The 20,923-nt window shown below is 60.2% G+C and carries 14 protein-coding genes and 1 pseudogene; 8 read left to right on the top strand and 7 right to left on the bottom strand.

The window, feature by feature from the left end; all coding sequences use genetic code 11:
- Positions 1-105: 105 nt before the first annotated feature.
- Entirely contained in the window at positions 106-4,929 is a 4,824-nt protein-coding gene (locus ACIGEK_RS08805) for a tetratricopeptide repeat protein (protein WP_397492914.1), read from the top strand.
- A 5-nt stretch (positions 4,930-4,934) separates the two neighbouring features.
- Here ACIGEK_RS08805 and ACIGEK_RS08810 read toward each other — a convergent pair whose 3' ends face one another.
- Both ACIGEK_RS08810 and yjeH read right to left on the bottom strand, forming a co-directional pair.
- Positions 4,935-6,263 (bottom strand): TAXI family TRAP transporter solute-binding subunit, encoded by a 1,329-nt coding sequence (locus tag ACIGEK_RS08810; RefSeq protein ID WP_397492915.1) that lies wholly within the window; start codon positions 6,261-6,263, stop codon positions 4,935-4,937.
- Between the two features lie 72 nt (positions 6,264-6,335).
- Positions 6,336-7,604 carry an L-methionine/branched-chain amino acid transporter gene (gene yjeH, locus ACIGEK_RS08815; RefSeq protein WP_397492916.1) on the bottom strand — a complete coding sequence of 423 codons (1,269 nt, stop codon included), beginning with the start codon at positions 7,602-7,604 and terminating at the stop codon, positions 6,336-6,338.
- A 127-nt stretch (positions 7,605-7,731) separates the two neighbouring features.
- On the opposite strand from yjeH, the pseudogene ACIGEK_RS08820 reads away from it, so the two are divergent.
- The 6 genes and pseudogenes from ACIGEK_RS08820 to ACIGEK_RS08845 all read left to right on the top strand — a co-directional run.
- Positions 7,732-7,818, top strand: a pseudogene (locus tag ACIGEK_RS08820) (AsnC family transcriptional regulator); the annotation flags it as partial.
- Positions 7,819-7,994: 176 nt separating this feature from the next.
- Positions 7,995-8,171 (top strand): Lrp/AsnC ligand binding domain-containing protein, encoded by a 177-nt coding sequence (locus tag ACIGEK_RS08825; protein ID WP_397492917.1) that lies wholly within the window; start codon positions 7,995-7,997, stop codon positions 8,169-8,171.
- Positions 8,172-8,179: 8 nt separating this feature from the next.
- Positions 8,180-9,400 carry an exonuclease subunit SbcD gene (gene sbcD, locus ACIGEK_RS08830; protein WP_397493116.1) on the top strand — a complete coding sequence of 407 codons (1,221 nt, stop codon included), beginning with the start codon at positions 8,180-8,182 and terminating at the stop codon, positions 9,398-9,400.
- Positions 9,397-12,831 carry an SbcC/MukB-like Walker B domain-containing protein gene (locus ACIGEK_RS08835; protein ID WP_397492918.1) on the top strand — a complete coding sequence of 1,145 codons (3,435 nt, stop codon included), beginning with the start codon at positions 9,397-9,399 and terminating at the stop codon, positions 12,829-12,831. The genes sbcD and ACIGEK_RS08835 overlap by 4 nt, the downstream gene beginning before the upstream one ends.
- A 122-nt stretch (positions 12,832-12,953) precedes the next feature.
- The gene (locus ACIGEK_RS08840) at positions 12,954-13,745 is read left to right on the top strand and encodes a substrate-binding periplasmic protein (protein WP_397492919.1); all 792 of its coding nucleotides are present in this window, start codon (positions 12,954-12,956) and stop codon (positions 13,743-13,745) included.
- A 35-nt stretch (positions 13,746-13,780) separates the two neighbouring features.
- Entirely contained in the window at positions 13,781-15,100 is a 1,320-nt protein-coding gene (locus tag ACIGEK_RS08845; RefSeq protein ID WP_397492920.1) for an ABC1 kinase family protein, read from the top strand.
- Here ACIGEK_RS08845 and ACIGEK_RS08850 read toward each other — a convergent pair.
- Positions 15,097-16,239 (bottom strand): ABC transporter substrate-binding protein, encoded by a 1,143-nt coding sequence (locus ACIGEK_RS08850; RefSeq protein WP_397492921.1) that lies wholly within the window; start codon positions 16,237-16,239, stop codon positions 15,097-15,099. The two genes, ACIGEK_RS08845 and ACIGEK_RS08850, sit on opposite strands and share 4 nt — an antisense overlap.
- Positions 16,240-16,362: 123 nt before the next feature.
- A complete protein-coding gene (locus tag ACIGEK_RS08855) occupies positions 16,363-17,157 on the bottom strand; it encodes a substrate-binding periplasmic protein (protein ID WP_397492922.1) in 795 nt (264 codons plus the stop codon).
- Positions 17,158-17,329: 172 nt separating this feature from the next.
- On the opposite strand from ACIGEK_RS08855, the gene ACIGEK_RS08860 reads away from it, so the two are divergent.
- Complete coding sequence (locus ACIGEK_RS08860; protein WP_397492923.1) at positions 17,330-18,697, top strand: choice-of-anchor I domain-containing protein; 1,368 nt, start codon at positions 17,330-17,332, stop codon at positions 18,695-18,697.
- 191 nt (positions 18,698-18,888) lie between these two features.
- Here ACIGEK_RS08860 and rlmF read toward each other — a convergent pair whose 3' ends face one another.
- The 3 genes from rlmF to ACIGEK_RS08875 all read right to left on the bottom strand — a co-directional run bounded on the left by rlmF (position 18,889) and on the right by ACIGEK_RS08875 (position 20,883).
- Positions 18,889-19,917 carry a 23S rRNA (adenine(1618)-N(6))-methyltransferase RlmF gene (gene rlmF / locus ACIGEK_RS08865; RefSeq protein WP_397492924.1) on the bottom strand — a complete coding sequence of 343 codons (1,029 nt, stop codon included), beginning with the start codon at positions 19,915-19,917 and terminating at the stop codon, positions 18,889-18,891.
- A gap of 90 nt (positions 19,918-20,007) precedes the next feature.
- Positions 20,008-20,571, bottom strand: a complete 564-nt coding sequence (locus tag ACIGEK_RS08870; protein ID WP_397492925.1) for a VTT domain-containing protein — start codon at positions 20,569-20,571, stop codon at positions 20,008-20,010.
- A gap of 15 nt (positions 20,572-20,586) precedes the next feature.
- Positions 20,587-20,883, bottom strand: coding sequence for a helix-turn-helix domain-containing protein (locus tag ACIGEK_RS08875; protein WP_397492926.1), 297 nt, complete (start codon positions 20,881-20,883; stop codon positions 20,587-20,589).
- Positions 20,884-20,923: the final 40 nt, after the last annotated feature.

Consider the following 20,923-nt stretch of genomic DNA (forward strand, 5'->3'; position numbering starts at 1 on the left):
CAGCTAGCGCAACTTGAGGCGCTAATTGATCAGGGACTTTTTCAGCAGGCTCATAGGCTTGCAACTCGCCATGGAGACTACCGGCAATGGCGGGGAGCTGCTGCCATGGTCATGGCCTCACGCCTGTCTGCTCATCTTGGCGCACCGCGTTTGGCGGATGCCCTGGCTTATCTGGGCTATCGGCGTTATCCAGAGGCGGCCGAAACACGTCTGCGCTATGCCCGCTTTCTTCTTGCTCGTCGAGGGCAGTTTCGCGCGTGGAGTTTTCTTCAGCAGTTTGGCAGTTGGGTGCCGGAGAACCCGGCGCTACATGCGGAGTGGCTTTCCTTTTCTGCCTATCTATTTGCGTTGTTGCGTGACTTTACTCGCAGTGCCGCATGCAGCGAGCGAGCCCTGGCTCTGGCGCCGCAAGATCCTTGGCTGTTAGTGGAGCGTGCCTATTGTCTTGAGCAGGAGGATCGTTTTTCTGAGGCGCTTGATTGTTGTGAGCAGGCCCTGCGCCTGACGCCAGGCTCGCGGCCTGCGCTGATTCAGGCGGCAATGCTGGAGGTGCAACTCAACCGTGAGAAGCAGGCGCTGGAACGCCTGCGCAGCGGTGCTGCTGCATCGGAAAGCAGTGGCCTGTGCGCTCAGCTGGTGGATCTGCTGATCGAAGTCGATGAGTTGGACGAGGCCGGGCACTGGCTGGCACGTGCCGAGGCATTGTCGCCCTTGCTGGAAAAAGGCCTGGCGCGCTGGTATGCCGGCAGGCGCTGCGATATGGCGAGTCTACGTGGTGCTTATGCAGAGGCCGGGGAACTCGCTGGGCAGGCCGGAGGCCCCTTTTACAGCAAGGTCGCTGAACATTTGCAGGCACCGCAAGGCCAGCGCTGCCTGTTACCTGTGAGTTTTGTCCGGCAGCACCATATGACCTGCGCTCCGGCGACGTTGACAGCGCTTTCTGCATTCTGGGGGCGGCCGGTTGCTCATCTAGAGGTCGCCGAAGAGATCTGTTACGACGGCACCTCATATCAGGCCGAGCGCGCATGGGCTGAGCGCAATGGCTGGCTGGTGCGTGAATTTACCGCTGACTGGGCGACCAGTTGCGCGCTGATTGATCGCGGACTGCCTTTTACCCTTTCCGTGCAATACACCGGCAGCGGCCACCTGCAGGCAGTGGTCGGCTACGACCAGCCGCGCGGTACCTTGTTGATTCGAGATCCTGGCCAGGCGCAGTTTGGTGAGTGCCTGGCAGAGAGCCTGTTTGCTACGCAACGCGCCTCGGGTCCACGTGGCATGGTGTTACTGCCCGCCGATCAGTCCTATCGATTGGAGGGGCTGGAGTTCCCTGAACGCCACCTGTGGGATAACTACTACCGACTGCTCTGTGCATTGGAAGTACATCGACGAGAGGATGCGTTAAGAACATTGGCAGAGTTGCAGGCCACTGCACCAAAGCATCGTCTGTATTTTCAGGCGCAGCGTGCATTGGCTTGGTATGACGGCCGAGAGATGCAGGTACTCGAAGCCACTGAGGCGCTGTTGCAACACTTCCCGGATGATTCCAACCTGATTCTTTCTAAGGCCAGTTCGCTGAGTATGTTGCAGTCGCGCGGGGTGCAACTGGCATGGCTGGAGCAGCACTGTCAGGCGCGCTGGAGTGACCCGTTGATCGTGGTGCGGTATGCCAATTTGCTAGGCGATGGCGGTGGCCAGGGCGCGACCGTGCAGTACTTGCTCAACCAGGCCTTGCGTCAGGCACCGGGGCAGGCCCCAGCATGGAATGCGCTGGCCAGCTTGCGTTGGGGTGAGGGCATGCGTGAGCAATCCTGCGAGCTGTATCGGTTTGCCGCCTGCCTGCATGCCGCCAACGAGGGATACAGCAACCAGTACTTCCGCGCCCTGCGTTGCTTGGGGCGGACTGAAGAGGGGATGCACTTTTTACGTCAGCGTCATCAGCAGTTAGGTGCTCTGGCTGCTGGCCCCAGTATCACGCTCAGCGAATGCCTTGAAGAGGTTGGGGATGCGCATGGCGCTCGTGATGTGCTGGAACAGGCGCTTCAGGTACGTCCGAATGATCCTGAACTGTTGCTTGGATTGGCTGATTTCTATGGGCGTAGTGGTGAGCTTGAGCTGAACTACCAACTGCTACTGCGGGCAGAGACCTTAAGCCGGCGTGGGGCCTGGCTGCGTGCCGCGGTCATCTACAGCCAGCGCAGTGGCGGTGATATTCAACAGGCTCTGCTCTGGTGTAAGGAGGCTGCTGAGCTTGATCCACTAAACCTGTCGCTGCATCGTCTGTATGCACAGTTATTGCGGCAGTCTGCGGGGGAAGAGGCTGTTGATGCTTATGTGGAAACGCTTGCTCAACGTTTTGAGCACCATGCAGGCATCGCCGAGTTCGCTGTCGAGCGGGCGCAGCGGCGCTCCCTCGAAGCCACCGAGGCAGCTTTGCGCCGCCTTCTGCACAGCCACCCACAAAACGCCTGGGCATTACGCGAATTGGCTGTGGTGCTCGCTCGGCTGGGGCGCAGTGAAGAGGCCCTAAGCTTGTGCAGGCAAGTATTGGCGATTGACCCACAAGACACCTACTACCACTCCACGCATGGTTTTGTGCTGCTGCAGGCCGGACAGCGTGAGGAGGCTCAGGAAGCATTCCGCAAGGCGTTGCTGCGCAGTGCTGACAATGAATACGCCAGCAATATGTTGCTCGACACCTGCGCGGGCCAGGATGACGTACTGCAGGCTTTGGATTACGTCCATGCCGAGCTAGTTCGCCAAGTGACTTTTGGGGAAGGCTGGATGGCTTATCAGCAGCAGGCCCAGAAACGCCTTGATCCGCAGGTACTGCTTGAGCAGCTAGGTGAGGCCTTGCGCCAGCGACCTGATCTTTGGCAGTTGTGGGTAGTAGTGGCTCGGCAACAGGCTTTGGACGGGCATGTCGAGCAGGCCGAGGCGCTTTTGCAATCAGCGGTTGAGCGTTTTCCGTTGATGCCTCGTTTGGCCCTGGAGCGCGCCCAGTTGCAGAAAAACCATGGTCAATACAGCGAATGTCGCGCGACGCTGCAAGAAAGCTTCCGCATCAACCCCTTGTGGACGCCGACTGTTCGTCTCTATGTGGAAAGCCTTCTGGATGAGGGCGATAACCTGGCCGAGGCTGAAGCCTTGTTAAGCCGTGTGCTTAGCCGAACACCTGATAACCATGAGTTGCGTGCTTACCTGAGTTATGTGCAGGGCGAGCGCGAGGCATACGATGAGGCTGTTCTGGAAGCCGAACGGATTCTGCGCGATGAACCAGGTAACGCCTGGGTATGGAATCAGTTAGGGCGTTACAGTGTTGCTCTGGATGATGCCGGGCGACCACTGCGTCTGGCTCATGAGTTGGTCAAGTTGCGTGCCGGTGATGCGGATGCCTGGCTGGCGCTGGCTGAGCACGAACAGGACGCTGCTGGGCGTGAAGGCGCCTTGCGTGAGGCGTTGAGATTCAATCCTCGACACCGTGGTGCGCACGAAAAGCTCTTGGATCTGCTGCTGAAGTCCGAGCGTTTTGACGAGTTGCATGAGTTGTTGGCCGCACCATGCTGGGGAGGCGCAACGCCGGTTGAGTTGGCGGTTTTCGGGCCTAGAGCGACCTATAACAGCGGTAAGCACGACGTTGCGATGGAGGCTTTGCGCCAGTTGCTGGTGCGCCACAGGAACAGCTTTGACGCCTGGCGTGAGCTTGCGGACTGGCAAGATAGCGCGGGGCACTACTCGGCCTACGTGGAATCAGCCAGAGAAATGGTGCGTTTGGAGCCAAAGCTGGCGATTTCCCATGGTTTTCTCGGTCATGCGTTATTGCTCAATGAGCAGAGCGAACAGGCGCTACTGTCGTTTTCACAAGCCTTCCGTCTCGATCCCGGTTACACCTTTGCCGGTCTCAATGAGTTCGATCTGCAGCTGAAGTATGGCTGTGTGGATGATTGCCGGGCTGTGTTGGCGCGTCTATTGGAGGCGCCTAATGCTTCTCAGCCTCCGACTCTTATAAGGGCATTGGACTTCGCTCAGGCACACAGTGATAGGCCACTTAAACAGCGGGCGCTTGAGCCTTTATGCCGAAATGACGATAACGCAGGCGTCTGGGCTGATGTACTCAAACGGTTTATCGCGCCAGCACGTGACCCAGAGTTGTGGCCCATTGTAGAAAAGGCTGCTGCTGAGGGCGCGTTACACCATGCCGCTGCGCTTTTCTGGTTAAAGCACGAAGATGCCCGCTGGCTACCCGGTTCACTGTGGAAAGGTTTTAGCAGGCTACTGCTCAATGATCCCAAGCATGCGGCCAAGCATGCCATGTTGGATTTGTTGGCTGAGCGTGAGAATGCCAACAGTCTGCTGATTCGTACGTTGCAAACCTGTCGTGAGGCGATACGCAATGATGGAATGATCTGGGGAATGGCCAGTTATGCATTGGCGAACCAGGGACTGTACTCGTCGATGCTTTATTGGCTTACGGATTGGAAACAGCGTACCGACATCCCTGTCTGGGGGCTGAACAATCTGGCTTTGGGGTTGCGCGCAACGGGTCGTGATGAGTTGGCTGCAGCCGTATCGCACAAGTCGCTTGAACAGATGCCAGAGAATTATGAAGCGATGATCTGGCTTGCCGCAGATGCTGCAAGACAAACAGACATGCAAGCGCTTCGTGTGTGGCAATCACGTTATCAAGAGGCGCAGATACGCCCTTATTTCGCTTGCATGCAGCACATGCTGGATGGTTATGCCGAAGCAGTTGAGCACGGCGATAGCGCGAGAGCTGTGCGCTACTTTTCGACGGCCAAAGCGGTTGCCCGAGGTGGTAGCCACAGCGCTTATCGTCGCTTGCGGCGCGACCTGGCTTACCGCCTGGCATTTGGGCGGTACACCCATGTACTGCTGGCGCCATGGCGCTACCTACAACTCCGTTTCGAATAACGTACTTACTCGGGTGCGGCTTTGTTCTTCGCTTTGAGGCCGTGAAGCCGCTCAACCACATAGCGCAGGTGCATATGCAACTGGTACAGCTCACTGGAGTAGGACAGCGGCACTTCTACCCTTGCCAGCTCATCTTCCAGGCGTTCCAGGCGATTGATTTCGGCGTCCAGGTCGCTGGGCAACTTACCCTTGTAGAGTTGCTGGTCGATCTCGCGCAAGTGTTTGTACCAGCGGTAGATGCGTGCACGGATGCGCCATTGATAGATCGGCCCCACGGCCTTGAACAGTGGGAATAGCAGGACCAGCAGCGGGATGGCCAGGATGATGTAACGGTCAGCCAGCGAGGCGATGCGAAACGGTAGGTAGCGCTGCAGGATTGGCAGGCCCTTGTCGTAGTAGTAATCGGCTTCGCTCAGGGTATTGAGTGATAGCGGTGGTTTGGCCGGGTAGCTACCGGCCGGATCGAGCAGGCTGCCATTTTTCAGCACGGTTTTTGCCGCTTCGAGAATCAGCGGCGTCAGTGACGGGTGAAACTCCTCGCCGGCCACCAGGGTGGCAACTGGGCCGAGGGTGACGATGTCGCGATCCGGGGTGTTGTGCGCCATATCGAGCATGCCTTCGCCTACCTGCAGCTGGCTTAGATATGGCAGGCGAGCCAGGTAGGCCTCCGTACGTCGCAGGGTGACCAGGCGCACCTTAGGCTCTGCCGCTAGGCGCTGAATTAGCGCGTTCTCCGCTGGTCCGACAAAAAAGGCGGCGTCCAGCTTGCCGGCAATCAGGGCATCGGCGGCGCGGCTGCCGCCCAGTTGCTGCCAGCGTTCGGGGTACTGCGCCGGCTCGATTCGATTGGCGGCGAACAGCGCAGCGGTGACCGCCTGGGTGCCGCTGCCCTGCGCGCCGACCGCCAGGCGCAGCTTCATCAGATCGCTCAGGCGCTCGAATTTGACCTTGTCGCCGAGAAACAGCCACAGCGGTTCGCGATACACCACGCCTAGGCCATTGAGCTTGCCGCGCGCCTCGTCACTCAGGGTCAGCTCCTGGCCGCTCTGTACCAGCGCCAGTTCCACTTCACCACTGCCGAGTTTGCCTAGGTTGTCCTCGGAGCCTGCGCTCTCAACCAGCTCCAGGCTAAAGCCTTGCAGTTCCAGCTCCGCCTGCAGGCGCTCGCCAAATGCATGATAGCCACCACCCACGGCACCGGTCGCCATGCGCGCATGCATCGGCGGCGGCGGCGCGGCGAAATAGAACAGCGCGCCAACCAGTCCCGCAATTACCGGCACGATCCACAGGTTGGTGAGAATAAGGATTTTCAGGTCATGAAGAATTCGGCGCATGGTCAGTCCTTGTCGTTAGCTGGGCTCAGAATAGCTGCAATGACTGGCCAAGCTAAATGCCAAGTACGTATCTCAGCCGTTTACGTTAGCCAGATGGACGCTGCGCTGCTCGCGCCAATGGTCCAACAACCCGAGCACCAACAGCAAAACCAAGGCATACCCGGCATCCATGCCCAGCATCAGCAGCACCAGGCCACACAGCAGTGCGCTGAATGCCGCTAGCCAGCGCCAGATGCCGCGCAGGAGTACCCAGCCGGCAGCCATGCTGAGTAGGTAGATGACCACGAAGTTGCCGTTGGCGTAGCGGATCAGGTCATCCACCGTCAGGTTGAGCACACTGGCCAGGCTTGCGCACAGGGCGCAGCTCAGGATCACCAGCAGCAGGGCGCGGGCCGGTACGCCGTGCTGGTTGCGCTGGGCCAGGCTGCTGGGCAGCTTACCTTCGTCGGCCAGGCTCCAGATCAGGCGGGCGAAGCCTTGCATATAGACGTTCATCGAGGCGAAGCAGGCCAGGTAGCCCACCGTTGCAGCGATCCAGCGCGCCTGGTCGCCCAGCAGTAGGTCGAGCATGCGCGGCAAAGAGGCGGCATCTGTCGTCACGTTGCCGTAGCTATGCAGGCTCAGCACCGCCACCGAACAGGCCCAGTACACCAGGCCTGCCAGCAGCACGCCAAACAGTAAGGCCAAGGGGAAGTCGCGCTCGGGGTTCTTGAACTCTTCGCCCATATGGGTAAAGGCCTCGATGCCGACAAAACACCAAAACATTACCCCCAGTGCCGCCGGCAGTAGATGCCAGGAGCCTTGGATGGGCGGCAGCAGCGGCTGGCTGCTGACGGGCAGATCGCCGACCCACCAGATCAGCGCAATCGTCGCAATAATCGCCACGGCAATAGCGCCCTGAATCATCCCGCTGGCCTTGGCCGGACGCTGGCCGAGCAGCAGCATGGCGGCCAGGGTGGCGAGTTGAATGGTCAGGGCTTGGCCACGGCCAAGATCGAACAGCGCCTGCCAGAAGCCGCTGGCGATGTTTAGCGCTGCCGGCAAACCCACCGGCAGCACGGCAAGAAACAGCAGGGCGCTAAGGCGCTCCATTCGTGCACCAAAAGCGCGGCCAATCAGGTGCGGCGCGCCGCCGGCATGGGGGAAGTGACGGCCCAATTGGGCAAAGGTAAAGGCCACCGGCAGCACTAGGGCGATCAGCAGCATCCAGGCCCATAAAGACGCCTCGCCAGCAGCGGTGGCGGCCAGTGCCGGGATCACAAAGATGCCGGTGCCCAGCAGTGAGGTGCTCAGCAGGCCAATCCCTTGCAGTAGGCCCAATTCCTGATTCAGACGACTCATGTTGTATGCTCTGCGGTTTCGTTCGCCATGTTAAATCGTCCACCTGTTGCAGGCTGCTGGCGAAGCGTCGTCTTTGACCGACGTAATGGTGGAATTGACCGTCAAATTGCCTTTCTGAGAGCCCCGCGTGGACAAGTTCGATCAGCAGATACTCGCCCTGTTGCGTGCCGATGCGCGCTTACCTGTCAGCCAGATTGCCCGCGAGGTCAACCTGTCACGTTCGGCGGTGAGTGAGCGAATTCGCCAGCTTGAGCACAGTGGCGTAATTAGCGGTTACCACGCTCAAGTGGCGGTGCCGGGCGAGGCGGCAATCAAGGTCTATTTAGAGCTGTTCTACAGCGGTGGCCGCTGTTCTACAGCGGTGGCCGCTGTGAGCACTATGTCGAGCGGATGCGCGTGTTTCCCGAAGTGCGCCGTTGCAGTGGCATCAGCGGCGAGACCGATATGCTGGTGTATATCGAGGCCCCGTCGATGCTGCGCTTCAGCGAGGTGCGCGGTGAGATCGAGAACTTCCCCGGCATGCAAAAGGTGAAGACCCATATGGTGGTTAAGGACTGGCAGTTTTGACTCAGCCCATACGCATCCTGCACACCTCCGACTGGCACCTCGGTCAGCACTTTATGGGCAAGACCCGCCAGGCCGAGCATCAGGCGTTCTGCGCCTGGCTGATTGAACAGGCGCGCGAGCAGGCGGTCGATGCCGTACTGATCGCCGGCGATATCTTCGATACCGGTGCACCGCCCAGTTATGCCCGTGAGCAGTACAACCGTTTTATCGTCGAATTGCGCGCCACAGGCTGCGAACTGGTGGTGCTCGGCGGTAACCATGATTCGGTGGCCATGCTCGGTGAAAGCAAAACCCTGCTGGCGCAGCTCGGCACGCGGGTGATTCCCGGTGTATGTGAGCCGATTGAAGAGCAGCTGCTGGTGCTGCATCGGCGTGACGGCTCGCCTGGCGCGATCCTTTGTGGCATCCCCTTTATTCGTCCGCGCGATGTGTTGCTCAGCCAGGCCGGGCAGAGCGCCCAGGACAAACAGCAGTCCTTGCAGCAGGCGATCCAGCAGCACTACCAAGACCTCTATGCCCTGGCCGAAACCAAGTGTGCCGAGTTGGGCGGCGATCTGCCGATTATTGCCACCGGCCACCTGACCACTGTTGGTGCCAGCGCCAGCGATTCAGTACGCGAGATTTATGTCGGTAGCCTGGAGGCCTTTCCCACCAGCGCCTTCCCGCCGGCTGCCTATATCGCCTTGGGCCATATCCATCGCCCACAGAAGGTCGGCGGTCTTGAGCATATTCGCTACTGCGGCTCACCGATTGCGCTGAGTTTCGATGAGGCCAAGCAGCAGAAAGAAGTGTTGCTTGTGGCGCTGGATACCAGCGGTTTGCGCCAGATCACCGCGCTGCCGGTGCCGCGCTTTCAGCCGCTGTTGTCCTTGCGTGGCTCGCTTAAAGAACTTGAAACCGCCATTCAGGAAGCAGCCAAGCAGGGCAGTGCCGAGCAGCCGGTTTGGCTGGAAGTGCTGGTCGGCACCGACGACTACTTGAGCGACTTACAGCTGCGGATTGCCGCCCTCTGCGAGGGGCTGCCGGTCGAAGTGCTGCGTATCCGCCGTGAGCGCGGCAATGCCAGTGCCAGCCTGCAAGGCAAGGCTAAGGAAACCCTGGATGAGCTGAGTGTGGAGGATGTATTCGCCCAACGGCTAAGCAGCGAAACCCTCGACGAAACTGAGCAAGCCAAGCTGTTGGGACTCTATCAGCAAGTGGTCAGTGGACTGCGCGAGGGCGAGGCATGAAGATCCTCAGCCTGCGTTTGAAAAACCTCAATTCGCTCAAGGGCGAGTGGAAGATTGACTTCGCCACCGAACCCTTCAAAGACAACGGCCTATTTGCCATTACCGGGCCAACCGGTGCGGGCAAGACCACGCTGCTGGATGCCATCTGCCTGGCCCTGTATCACCGCACCCCGCGCATGAGCACGGTGTCGGCCAGTGCTAACGAGCTGATGAGCCGGCACACCGCGGATTGTTTGGCTGAGGTCGAATTTGAGGTCAAGGGCGTCGGTTACCGCGCCTTCTGGAGCCAGCGCCGCGCCCGCGACAAGGCCGACGGCGCGCTGCAAGCGCCCAAGGTCGAGTTAGCTGCCGCTGACGGGCAGATCATCACCGACAAGATCAATGAGAAGCTGCGCGAAACCGAGCGCCTGACGGGCCTGGATTTCGAGCGCTTTACCAAATCCATGCTGCTGGCTCAGGGCGGGTTTGCCGCATTTCTCGAAGCCAACGCCAACCAGCGTGCCGAGCTGCTGGAAGAGCTGACCGGCACCGATATCTACGGGCAGATTTCTCAGCGCGTATTTGAGCAGACCCGTGAGGCCAAGGTCGGCCTCGATCAGCTACGCGCCCGTGCCGATGGCGTCGAGCTGCTAAGTGAAGAACAACGCGCGGAGTTACAGGCGCAGGCCGAGCAATTGGCTGTTGAAGAAGCCAGCCTGGGCACAGAGCAAACTGAGCTGCAGCGCCAGCGCCGCTGGTGTGAGGACCTGAGCAAGACCCAGGCTCAGTTGCATGCCAACAAGCAGGCCGAGCAGGCCGCGCAGAATGAGTTACAACTGGCCCAGCCGCAGCTGGCGCAATTGGCCGCCAGCGAGCCGGCACTGCGTTTGCAACCGCTGCACCATGACTGGCAGCAGGTCCGCCAGAGCCTGACGCAGACCGAGCAAGGCCTGCAGGACAATTGCGCAGAACAGTGTCAGGTTGAGCAGGCTATTGCCGAGCAGACCTGGCAGGCCCGCGAGCTTAGCGCCTTGCTGCTGGACGATTGCCAAGCGCAACGTCAGCAGCTGGCCGAGCGTTTACAGCAGGTGCAGCAACAACTGGCAGCCCAGCCGCAACATGGTCAACTGGGTGAGCAGCTGGGTAGTTGGAGCGAGCAGCTAAAGGCACGCCAGCAGCTGGCCGAGGAAATCGCCCAGCTGCAACTCAGTCAGCAGCAGCGACAAGACAGTATTGCTGCCCAGCAGGCGCAACTGAGCCAGCAGGCTGAACAGCTCGGCAGCGAACAGCTCCGCCTGCAGCTGGCCCGCGAGCAGGAAGACGTCGCGCAGCAGCAACAGCAGGCGCTGCTGGCCGGGCGCAACGAGGCTATCCTGCGTGAGCGCTGGCAGCAGCTGCATATCCAGGGCGGTTTGCTGACCCAGCTGAGTGAATTGGCAACGGCTCAGCAGCGCCTGACTACTGAGCAAACGCAGTTGGCCAGTGGCCTGACGCTATTGCGCGAGCAACATCAGGCCAAGGGTGCCGAGGTGGTGCAGTTGCGCCTGAGCTACAAGGACCTGCAGCAACAGGTGCAGGCCCAGGAAAAACTGCTGGAGCAGGAGCAGCGTATCCAGGCCCTGGAAGCCCATCGCGCCCAGCTGCAACCCGGCGAGGCCTGCCCACTGTGCGGCTCCGAATCGCATCCGGCGATCAGTGCTTACCAGGCCCTGGATGTTTCGGCGACCAAGGCGCTGCTCACTCGTAAGCGTAGCGAGCTGGAGGCACTGACTGAACAAGGCCGGCAATTGGCGGGCGAGCTGGAGAAACTCGCCGCGCGCCTGGAGCAACAGCAACAGCAGTTTGAGCGTGGTCAGCAGACCCAGGTCGAGCAAAGCGAGCGTTGGCAGACGCTTAGCGCGCAACTGGAAAACCCGTTGGCCGATGCCGATGCCCTGGCTGAGCAGCAGGCGCAACAAAACTGTGAGCTGCAGCAACTGCAGCAACAACTTGAGCAACTGCAACAGCTCAACAGCCACCTTGAACAACGTCAGCAGACGCGGTTGGGTTTGCAGCAACTGTGCAGCGAGCTGGAGCAGCAGCAGGCGCTTAATCGCCTGCAATTGCAGCAACGCCAGGAGCAGAGCGAGCAAGGCCAACTGCGCTTGCAGCAGTTGCTGGAGGTTGCCAGCGAGCGCAGCGCCAGCCTAAGTCAGGTCCTGGCCAGCTTCGGCTATCAGCTGCCGGAGGATGCTAGCGCCTGGCTGGCCGAGCGCCAGGCAGAGTGGCAGCGCTGGCAGCACAATCAGCAGCAAAGCCTGGATTTACAGCGCCAGCTAAGTGAGCTGGACCATGGCCTGCAAAACGCAACTCAGCTGGCTCAGCTCTGGCAGCAACGCTGGACTGCACTGGACCTGGTCGGTCAGCCGGCTTTGGCCAAACCCGCTGATGTGCAGGCGGTCTTGCAGCAGGCGCAGGTTCAGCTGGAGGAACTGCAGCGCCGTCAGCAGCAGCTGGCCGGTAGTCGTCAGGCCCTAGTCGGCCGCTTGCAGGATGAACAGGCGCGACTGCAACAGGCCGAGCAGCAGTGGACGGCTGCGCTAAGCACAAGCCCGTTTAACGATGAGGCGGGTTATCTGGCCGCCTTGCTGGATGAGGCGCAGCGCGGCGCCTTGCAACAATTGCGTCAACGCCTGGATAAATCCCTGAGTGATGCCCAGGCGCTGGCCAGTGCAACCGCACAGCAGTTGGCGACTCTGCAAGCCAGTCCGGCCACCTCGCTCGGTCTTGCGCAACTGGATGAGCAACTGCTCGCCCTTAACGCCCAGCTAAAAGCCCTGAGCGAACGTCAGGGCGAAATCCGCGCCCAACTGCAGGGTGACGATGCGCGCAGGCTCAGCCAGCAAAGCCTGTTTGCCGCGATCAGCGCCAAGCAGGGCGAATACGACCTGTGGCAACAGCTCAACAGCCTGATCGGTTCGGCTGACGGTGCTAAGTACCGCAAGTTCGCCCAGGGTTTGACCCTGGATCATCTGGTCTACCTGGCCAACCAGCAGCTGGAGCGTCTGCACGGCCGTTATCAGTTGGCGCGGCGCAGCAGTGGCGAGTTGGAGCTGGAAGTGATCGACACTTGGCAGGCCGATGCGGCGCGTGACACCAAGACTTTGTCCGGCGGCGAGAGCTTTCTGGTCAGCCTGGCCCTAGCCCTGGCGCTGTCCGATCTGGTCAGCCACAAGACCAGCATCGACTCGCTGTTTCTCGATGAAGGTTTCGGCACCCTCGACGGTGAAACCCTGGAAGTGGCGCTGGATGCGTTGGACAACCTCAACGCCAGCGGCAAGATGATTGGTGTGATCAGCCATGTCGAGGCACTCAAGGAGCGCATTCCGGTGCAGTTGAAAGTGCACAAGGGTGTGGGCATGGGCTACAGCGGCCTGGATAAGCGTTTTGCGGTCAATGCCGGGGGGAATTGATCTACGCCCACGTTGCATTTGCCAGGTCTATCTATACTCAGGCATAGCGCGCAGCAAGACGCGCCCAACAACCGCGAAATCCATTAGGACGTGGCGGTTATTACTGTCTCGGAGCATTGCACTTGGCCAAGCTGTTGATTTGCCTGCTGTGCAGCTGTTGCCTGGTTGTTGATGTGTTCGCCGCCCCGCGCTCAGCTGAGGCTCTGACCCTGTGTTATGAGGATCAGAACTCTTATCCCTGGGTGATGACTGACGGCACCGGGCTCAATCTGCAGCTATTACGCCTGGTCGCTGACGCCTTGCCGGTGCAGTTCAGCTTTGTCGCGGTGCCTTGGAAACGCTGCCTTTCCGGACTGGCCCAGGGTACCTACGACGGCGCATTTGCTTCCAGCTTCAAGACGGAGCGCCTGAGCCTCGGCCGTTATCCGCAAGATGCCGATGGCCGCTTGGATGAGCGCAAGCGCCTGCACACTTCGATCTACGCCCTGTACCGACGCAAAGGCAGTGCGGTGAGCTGGAATGGTGAGGAGTTTCGCCAGTTGCGCGGGCGAGTGGGTTCTTTGAGCGGCTTTTCGATTGTCGACTTTATTCGCGCCCAGGGCGCCGAGGTGGATGAAACCAGCCGTGATCCTTTGGCGCTGTTGCAGATGCTTAGGCATAAACGCATCGCAGCGGCGGCGCTGCAAAGTCTGCGCGGCGACTTTGTGCTGCAGGCTAACCCTGAGCTGGCGGCGCAGTTGGAGAAGGTCAAACTGCCGCTGGAAGAGAAGGCTTACTACCTGATGCTGTCCAATGCCTATGTGGCGACGAATCCCGCGTATGCCGCGCGTATCTGGGATGAAATTGAGCGTCAGCGTGAGTCGGTGACGTATCAGCAACAGGTGCGGGCCTTTCTGGCGCGCTCTCAGCCCTGAGCCGGTAATGCTTGGTGCCTGCCAGACGCAGGCGCATGATCGTGTTTCGCCTCGATGAGTATTGCCGCATGGCCAAGCCACCCGCCGCTCCACCGTCTGCCTCTGCGCTTGGTCGCTTTCTCACGTTGGCAGGCACCGCTACGCGTATCGGCGGCAGCGTGCTGGGGCAGAGCTTGCGACCAGGGCGCAGCGGAATTGACTGGCAGCCGGTAGGCGATCTGCTCTCGGATGTACTGGGCGAGATGAAAGGCCCGGTGCTCAAACTGGGGCAAATGGCCTCGCAGTGGCAGGGTGTACTGCCTGAGCCAGTGGCGCTGGCACTGAGTTCGCTACAGAACCGCGTACCGGCGTTGCCATTCAGCGCGTTGCGCGGGCATCTGCAGCAGGAGTATGGCGCGGATCTTGGGCAGTTCTTTCAGCAGATAGACGAACAACCCTTTGCTGCCGCGTCGCTTGGGCAGGTGCATCGCGCGATAGCGGCCGATGGCCGGGCGCTGGTGCTCAAGGTGCAATATCCGGGTATCGCCGAAATCTGCCAGGCGGATCTGCGTCAGCTACGCCGTTTGCTGCCGCTGGGGCGTTTATTTCGCGCGCCAGCTGAGCAACTGGAGGACCTGTATCAGGAGCTGGCGGCGGTGATCGAGGCTGAGCTGGATTACTCGGCCGAGATGCGTCGCCTACAGGAGTTTCGCTCGCATTTCGCCGACTGGCCGGGCCTGCGTCTGCCGATACCGCAGGAAGACCTTTGCCGGCCTGGAGTACTGGCGCTAAGCGAGGAAGCCGGTTTGCCGTTTGCCGAGGTCAGCCAGGCCAGTGCTGAAGTACGGGAGCGCTTGGCCCTGACCTTGGTGCGTTGGCTGAGTGCCCAGGCCTTCGAGTTGGGCTTGCTGCATGCCGACCCGCATCCCGGTAATTTCGCCTATACCGCAGCCGGTGAGCTGGTGGTGTATGACTTCGGTTGTGTGCAGGCGCTGTCTGCGCCTTTGCTGGCGGCTTATGTGCAAACCTACAAGGCCCTGCAGGCCCGCGACGGCGAGCAGCTGGAAAAGGCCTTCCAGGCGCTCGGTACGCGCCAGCCGCAGTCGACCACCCCCTATGGCTTATACCGTCAGTTACATGGTCTGCTCGGGCCGCTGCTGCAGCCTGGGGTGCATTGGGATTTTGCCGCTACGCCGCTGCATGAGCAGGTGCAACGGCTGCTGCCCGATGTGCTAGGCGCGTTGGGCAGTCTGCAGCCGTCGCCGGCAACCTTGCTGGTCAATCGCACCCTGGAAGGGCATTACTGGAACCTCAGCCGCCTCGGCGTGGCGTTGCCGGTGGCTGATCTGCTCCAGGGGCAGCTAGTCGGACGTTAGCGCATCGTGCTGACGGGGATGGCTTGGCCATTCTCGATGCGGGTCAGGAATACCGCGCTTGAGCCCTGATGCTGGCTGCGTGAAAACGCCACCTTGAAGCCGCCAAGGTCCGTGTTGAGGTGTTCCAGCGCATCGAGAAACGTCTCCCGAGTAGGCTGCGCACCGGCCTTGCGTAGCGCCTGAGTAAACACCGCAGCGCCGATATAACCCTCCAGCGAAGCATGGTCAAAGTCGCTGGCTTGCATATCGGCTTGATAGGCCTGCACCAGTGCGCGTGATGTGTCTTCTGGGGAGGGCACCACCTGAGTGATATAGACCCCATCTCCGTCACTGCCGACCTCGCGGATAAAACCCGCAGTACCGATAAACGACACACTGATAAAACGCGTATTAAAGCCGGTAGCCTTTGCCTGCTTGATCGCTACCGCCAGTTGCCGGTAGGTACCGACAAAGAATACCGCCTCAGGTTGTGTGCGTTGCAGCGACTTGATGGCAGCCTCCACCGCCAGCGAGTTGCGTTGGATACGCGCCTGCGCATAAATCTCCAGGCCGCGCTTGAGCAGGGCGCCGTTAAGGCCGCCCTTGACCGACTCACCGAACGAGTCGTCCTGCATCAGGATGGCGATCTTGCTCAGCTTGAGATCCTTGGTCACGCGCTCGACCAGCTGCTCGGTTTCCTCGATATAGGAGGCACGAATATTAAACACCCCGGGTTTTGGTGGTGTGCGCAGAAATTCGGCGCCGGTAAAGGGGAACAGGTAAGGCACCTGTGCGCGTAGAGCCAGTGGCAGGGCCGCACGCGAGGTGGGCGTGCCGACATAGCCGAACAGGGCGAACACCTGTTGGGTTTTCAGCAGGCTGCGGGTATGTGCGGCAGTACGGCTGGGCTCATAGCCATCGTCCAAGCTGAGCAGGCTGATACGCCGGCCATGTACCCCGCCTTCGGCGTTGACGCGCTTGAAGTAGGCCTGGGCGCCATTGAGCATGCCTAAACCCAGCGCTGCGGCCGGGCCGCTTTGTGCATTGACCATGCCGATACGGATTTCATCCGCGCTCAAGCCGGGTTCCGCAGCAGCAGATAACCCAGGTGCCAGCAGGCAGATGAGGATCAGGCCGCGCAGCAGCTGTCGAGGCGTCATCGATGAGTTCCTTGTCCGGGCCGTTGACGATAGAGGGGCCTGTTCGGGCATTTTTTCTTGTTCTTTAAGTGCATGTGATTCTCTAAGACAACTGTAGCCAGTTGTGCATCAAAGGCCCGGCTTTTACTCGCTTGTGGGGGATGCTGAGGGCTCCGCTTGGTACTTGCCTTGCTTTAGATCATCGAAATATCGCTGGTAACGTCCGCTTTCACGGTAGCGCTGTAGACGCTTGTTGAAGCGCTCAAGCAACGCTGGACTGCCCTCCAGGCTTTTCGGCAGCATCAGATAGCTGAGGTTGACCAGCAGCGGTTTCGGGTGATGAGTGATCTTGGCCTGATCTTCCGGGCTGAAGTGGCTGCGTAAGGCGGCATAACCCACGTTCATCTCCTGCGGGTAGAGCACCACGCGCTCCTTGAGTAGTTTGTCGAAGTTCTGTTGGTCGTTGGAGACGCGTTCCATTTTCACCTTGTTCTCGGCGAGGAAGGCATCAAAGCCCGGGCCGTAGCTGTACTCCAGCCCGCCTCCGAGGGTCATGCCGGTGAGGTCGTCGAAGCGCCGCCAGTCGAAGGGCAGGCTTTTCAGGTGAAAGAACACAAACTGCTCGTCGAGCAGCGGTGCGCTGAACAGAAAGTCAGCTTCGCGTTCGTCCTTGTGCATCCATACCGCGGTGGCGTCAAAGCGGCCGGCTGCGGCGGCAGAATAGGCCCGCGGCCAAGGCAGGAACTGAAAGCTGACGCGATAACCCTCGTCGGCAAATAGATCGCTGATCAGGTGCGCGATGACGCCATTGTGTTTCAAGTCGCTGGACAGGTAAGGCGGCCAATCACCGGCGCTTATCTTCAATTCGGGCTGTTCGCTGGCTTGTGTGGGCAGTCCCAGCAGCAAGCACGCAACCACGAACAGGTTTTTCCACTTCATTGGTGCCCCTTACTGCAACCGATAATGCAGGTGCGTGTTAGCTAGTCGCACAGTAATACCATCGCAGTGCTGTGGATGAAACGCCATTAATGCTTCATTAAAACGTCATCCTGCGGGTGAAGACTGCTGCGGATTTGTTCAATCCCCATGTCTTTGCATAAGGATAGTTGCTGTGCTGCGAATCCCTACATTGTGTGCGCTTTTTGCCTTGGCGCCATTGGCGTCTGCCCTAGAGCTGAAACCCTTGGCGCTGTACCAGAGCGGCTTTGCTGAAGGCACTGAAATTGTCAGCGTGCAGGCGTCAAGCATGCGTGTGGTTGTCTCTAATAGTGCCGAAGGGTTGGTGGATATTCTGCAACTGGACCCAGCCAAGGGCCTCAATCGATTAGCACGCTACAACCTGGTGACCGAAGGGGCAGGGGAGATCACATCGGTGGCCTTCCACCCCAGCGAAGACCTCTTTGCTGCGTGTATCCGCAACAGCGATGGCCTGAAAAGCGGCCGGATCGAGTTGCGCGCGGCGGCCGATGGCAAACTGCTCAATACCCTGGAAATCGGCATTTGGCCGGACAGCGTGGCGTTTTCGCCCACGGGTGATTTCATCGTGGTGGCCAACGAAGGTGAAGGCTATGTGCGCGACGGTGAGGGATTTCGTAGCGGTGAAGGCTCGATCAGCCTGATCGACCTGCGCGGCGGTGTGGCTGCCGCCAAGCACAGCCTGATTGCGCTGCCAGACCTGGCCGGTGTCGAGGGTGCGACCCAGGCTGAGCATCAACGCATGCTGGAGCGGTTGATCGACGGCGAAGAGCTGAAAGTGCCGTTCGGCACCAGCCCGGAGCATATCGAACCGGAATACGTGGCTTTCAGCCCGGACGGTGCACGTGCTTACGTCAGCCTGCAGGAAAACAATGCAGTTGCTGTAATTGATGTTATGCAGGGCAAACTGGGCAAGGTTTTTGGCTTGGGTACGGTGCGCCATGCGGCGGATATTCTGGATGACGGCAAGTACGACCCGAGTGCCGAGTTGTTCGCCCTGCGCGAGCCGGATGCCCTGGCAGTCAGCGCCGATGGCCGTTACCTGATCAGTGCCGATGAAGGCGATACCGATCCGAAAATCGCCAAGACCAAGGCTGGCCTGCCCAGCGGTGGTGGGCGCACGGTCAGCGTGTTTGACGCTATGAGTGGCAAGCTGCTCGGCGATACCGGCAGCCAGCTCGATGATATGGCTGCTCAGGCCGGTGTTTACCCAGATGTGCGCAGCCCCAACAAGGGCAGCGAGCCGGAAGGCGTGGTGAGTTTTGATGCCTTCGGCAAACGCCTGGTGGTGGCTACTCTGGAGCGTGCGGACTCTCTGGCCCTGATCGATCTCGATCAGCCGGAGCAACCCAAGGTGCTGCAGGTAGTCGGTGCTGGCGAAGGCGCCGGTTCCGGCAAGCTGGCGCCGGAAGGTCTGGCGCATGTCGAGCACAACGGTCGGCATTTCCTCGTTACCGGCCTGGAGAAGAGCGGCAACGTCGCGCTGTTCGAACTGCTCAAGTAACGCCTGAATCAAGCGTATGGTGGGTTAGCCGCAGCATATAACCGGCGCGATGTCGCTATAGCGTTGCGGCTAAACCCATCATGGCGCTGTAGGCAGCATGGCTATCACGAGGAACATCCATGTCCCTCGCCCTGCGGGCAGCTAAAGCTGTGTAATACGGCATCCCGTCAGGCTACGCGTCCCGACTCATCCTACGACCAGCGTTCTTTTCGCCAGGCCTGCTGCTGCTCCGGTGTCTGGAAGGTCCAGGCAACAAAACGGCTCTGTTTCTGGCCTTGAGCCATTTCCACGGTTTGTACCTTTAGCGCGCCGGCTTTTTTCAGCGCGCTGTAGACGCCCGGCAGGTTGCCAGCCTTGGAGATCAGGCTGCTAAACCACAGCACCTGCTGGCCGACGTCGATACTTTCCCTGATCAACTGGCTGACAAACGCCGCTTCACCGCCCTTGCACCACAGCTCTGCCGCCTGACCGCCGAAGTTCAGAACCGGCAGTTTGCGCTTGGGGTCGAGTTTGCCCAGGTTGCGCCATTTGCGTTTGCTGCCGCTGCTGGCTTCTTCGGCGCTGGCGTGGAAGGGTGGGTTGCACAGGGTCAGGTCAAAGCGTTCTGCGCTGTGCAGCAGGCCCTGAAAGATATGCGCGCTGTCGCTCTGCAGACGCAGTTCGATGGCGCTGCTCAAGCCCGGGTTGGCCTGCACGATGGCCTTGGCCGAGGCAATGGCGCTGGCGGCGATGTCCGAACCGAGAAACTGCCAGGCATATTCGCGGTTACCCAGCAGCGGGTAAATGCAGTTGGCACCTACGCCGACATCCAGAGCACGCACCATGGCCCCGCGCGGGATCTCGCCGCCATTGCTGGCCGCCAGCAGGTCGGCCAGGTAATGCAAATAATCCGCGCGGCCGGGGATCGGCGGGCACAGGTAGTCCGCTGGAATATCCCAATGCTGGATGCCATAGAACTGCTTGAGCAGCGCCCGGTTGAATACCTTGACCGCCGCCGGGTTGGCGAAGTCGATGCTCTCATTGCCATACGGATTGATGATCACAAAGGCTGTCAGCTCGGGACTGGCCTTGATCAGCGCCGGAAAGTCATAGCGCCCCTGGTGGCGATTGCGTGGGTGCAACTGACCCTTGCTTGCATCCGGCTTGGCCGCAGCAGATTTGCTGGGAGCAGAGCGCGGCGCGGCGGGTTTACGGCTGGGGCGTTTCGGCGGCAGGGACATGGCAGGCAGATCGCAGGCTTGGGGCGCGGGATTTTCCCACAGCTGGGCGCCGCTTGCTTGTCGACCTTATGTAAACGCGCAATGCCAGCTCTAGTGGGCAATATTCAGCAGCATGGCCAGGTAATCGAAGAACACGCAGTACAGGGCAATCGGCAGCGGCAGGCCGAGCAGGGTGCCGAGCAGGTAGGTGCGAAAGCGTACGCCGGACAGGGCCAGCGCATAGTTCAACGCCGGTACGGTCTGAAACAGCATGCGCAAGATAATAATGCTGGCCAGTGGGCGGCGGTCGAGACCACTTAGCAGGCGTTGCGCCAGGGGATTGTTCAGCTCGCGCAGGGCGTTACCGCCCAGATAGCGAATAGTGATGTAGGTGACGATGCAGGACACGCAGGCCGCTACATAGGTGACGATGCCGCCATAAATCCGCCCCAGTGCCAGCACTGCAGCCGCGAGAAATACCCAGCCGGGAATCTGGATCAGATTGCCGAGGGCAAACAGCAGAATAAACAGCAGCAGGCCGGCGACCGGGTGCATAAGAATCAGCGCCTGCAAGGCATCCAGGTTGAACTGTGCGCGGATACCCAGGGTTTCGAACAGCACAAACAAGCCGAGCAGAAACACAATGACCAGCAGTAGGCGGCGGGAGCTGCGCATGGCGGCCTCGGTAGTTTAGGGGTAGCCCAGCACGGTCTTGATCTGCTCGAGATGAGCGGCAATCCACTGGGGGTTGATCGCGCCCCAGTCGCGAATTTCATAGTGGCCAGCGTTGTTTCGTTCGCCGCTTTGTTGGGCGAATGCGCATTCGATATCCAGTTCGGTCAGGGCGCTTAGGGTGTCCTGGGCGGTGCGTCGTGGCATGCCAGTGGCTTCTATCAGCGCCGGGACACTGGTGGCGGTGCCACTGTCGATCAGCCAGGCCACATACAGGCGGCGGTAGAAGCTGGTGCGGGTTTTACTCACGTCCATGGGGCCATGCTCCAGGCTTGATGCCGTGCGCCAGCTCGGC

It is taken from the genome of Pseudomonas sp. NPDC079086 (assembly GCF_044542155.1).
Lineage (GTDB): Bacteria > Pseudomonadota > Gammaproteobacteria > Pseudomonadales > Pseudomonadaceae > Aquipseudomonas.